A 2,444-nucleotide genomic window follows, 5' to 3' on the forward strand; every position below is an offset into this window, starting at 1 on the left:
GCGACGGCGGTGATCCCGCCCAGCGACCCGACGGTGAGCACCGCCGCGGCCGCGGCCGAGGTGGCCCGGCGCGCACCGGCGGCGCGGGAGATCACGTCGTCGACGGCGGGCAGCGGCACCGCCGCGGCCAGGACGTCGTCGAGCCGGTGGAACTCCCGGTCGATGTCGGCGAACCCGTTCATACCCGTCCCCCCTCGGTGGCGGGTGGGTACCCGCCACGCAGGTCGTACTGCGGCGCCCCGTGACCCGGCGGCGGTCCCCCGACCGCGCCACCCGCCGGTCCGATGATCTCCTCCAGCACCTCGGCCATGCCCTCGGTCACGACCTCGCGACCGCGGACGAGCCGGCGCCGCACCTCGTGCTCGGTGACCCGCTCGAGCTCGGCGACCGCGCCGGTCGACAGGCCTGCCATGTGGTGCAGCACCACGGCCCGGCGGTCGACGGGTGCGAGCCTCCCGAGCGCCTCCAGGAGCGCCCCGGTGCGCGGGTCGGTCTCCTCCGGCGACGGCCTGCGACGGCGGCGCAGGATCCGCCCCCGCATCGACGTCCGGATCGCGACCCGCCGGACCCAGCCGACGGCCGCGTCCTCGTGGTCCGGGCCCGAGGGCTCGGCGCGCAGCGCGGCCCAGCGTCGCCAGGCCCGCGAGTAGGCGTCCTGCACGGCGTCGTGCGCGTCGTGCGGGTTGAGCGTGATCGCGTAGAGCTGCGCGACCAGCCGCGGGTAGTGCGTCTCGAGGTGTGCGCCGAAGTCCGCACGCAGCTCACCGTGCGGGAGCGTGCGGTGCTGCTGGACGACCGCGCCGCTGATCGGCGGGGCCTCGTACTCGGCGCCGGTCCACGCGTCGTGGTCGATCGCACCCGGATCGCCCGGCTCCGGCGCACCGCCGTACTCGTCCGTGTGGGGGAACGCGGGCGCGCGCTCGGGCTCGGCGAACTCGCCGTCCGCCCCGAAACGCTGGGCCACTGTGCTCAACCCCGTGTCCTCTCGTCGCCGTCACCGAACCCTCCGGTCCGGTGCCGATCACCCCGGTGACCGGCCCGATCGACGGGTACCCGCAGGTACCGCGGCCGATCCGGGCAGGAGCACCCTCTGCCCCGCCTGATCGACCAACGAGCGTGCGGCGTTACAGAAACGGGTCCGGCGCGACCCGATCGTCACGTTCCGCGTGATCTGCATCCCGCGACGCTCAACCGTTCGGGTCGGACCGCCACTCCGCCGTGTACGCACGGTAGTGACGCGGGTCCGGGTCGTCGGCGTGCCGTTCCGCCGCCGCACGCTTGTGCGCGGCGTAGCCGGCACGGGCGGCCGCGTCGGCACGCAGCCGGTCCCGCAGCTCGATCGCCTGCCGCCAGGCGGGCGAGCCGTGCACCCGCACGGCCACCACGGCGGCCCGCCCCGGGTCGGCCGAGCGGTGCACCCGCACCGTGCCCGTGGTCCCCTCCGGGGCGGCGGTGTCGACCGGGAACCCGGCCGCGACCAGGGCTTCGGTGACCGTGTCGGCGTCGGCGGGCGACTCCACGGCGAGCTGCAGATCGAGTACGTCGCGGGCGGGGAGCCCCGGGACGGCCGTCGATCCGACGTGGTCCACCCCGCGGCCGGAACCGCCCGCAGCGACCGCGACCCGCTCGGCGAGCCGGTGGGCCTGCGCCTCCCAGCCCGGGTCGTGCTCGACGAGCAGGGGCGGCCCGTCCGCGGCCGGGCGGCCCGTGCGCAGGTTCTCCTCGAACCCGGCGAGCCGTCCGTCCCACAGCGCGTCCACCCGGCGTCGGGTGTCGTCCGGTTCCCCCGAGTTGTCCAGCCAGACGTCGGCGACGGCGCGGCGCTGCTCGTCACCGGCCTGGGCGGCGATCCGGGCCCGGGCGTCCTGCTCGCTCATCCCGCGCGCGGACACCAGCCGCCGGACCCGCTCCTCGGCGTCCACCCCGACCACGACGACCAGCGGGAACGTCGGAGCCATGCCGCCCTCGACGAGCAGCGGGATGTCCTGCACGACGATCGCGTCCGCCGGGGCGGCGGCGACGATCTCGTCGGACCGGGCCCGCACCAGCGGGTGCACGATGCCGTCGAGGGTGCGCCGTGCCCCGGCGTCGGAGAAGACGACGGCGGCGAGGGCGGGCCGGTCGAGCCGGCCGCCGGCGTCGAGGACGTCCCGGCCGAAGGCCTCGACGATCGCCGCCAGCCCCGCGGTGCCCGGTTCGACGACCTCGCGGGCGATCACGTCGGAGTCGACCAGCACCGCCCCGCGTTCGACCAGTCGCGTCGCGACCGTCGACTTGCCCGCACCGATTCCGCCGGTCAGCCCTGTCCGCAGCACGTGATCACCGTAGCGGGCCGTGCCGGGGCGCCCCGGCCGCGCTCAGGTGGTGCCGCGTGCGTTGCCTGCGGCACCGGTGCCGGCCTGCGGGGCGGGCGCCGTCGGCGGTGCGGCGGGCGTCGGCCGCGC

Annotated in this window: 3 protein-coding genes; all 3 read right to left on the reverse strand. The window is 76.8% G+C overall.

What is annotated here, in order from left to right:
- Positions 1-182: hypothetical protein (locus NH602_RS30125; protein ID WP_253069597.1), on the reverse strand; the 182-nt coding region annotated here is incomplete at its 3' end.
- Positions 179-964 (reverse strand): RNA polymerase sigma factor, encoded by a 786-nt coding sequence (locus NH602_RS30130; protein WP_253069599.1) that lies wholly within the window; start codon positions 962-964, stop codon positions 179-181. The genes NH602_RS30130 and NH602_RS30125, both read right to left, overlap by 4 nt.
- Before the next feature lie 223 nt (positions 965-1,187).
- On the reverse strand, positions 1,188-2,315 hold the full coding sequence (gene coaE, locus NH602_RS30135; RefSeq protein WP_253069598.1) for a dephospho-CoA kinase: 1,128 nt from the start codon (positions 2,313-2,315) through the stop codon (positions 1,188-1,190).
- Between the last annotated feature and the right edge of the window lie 129 nt (positions 2,316-2,444).

Source organism: Pseudonocardia sp. McavD-2-B (genome assembly GCF_024124365.1).
Lineage (GTDB): Bacteria > Actinomycetota > Actinomycetes > Mycobacteriales > Pseudonocardiaceae > Pseudonocardia > Pseudonocardia alni.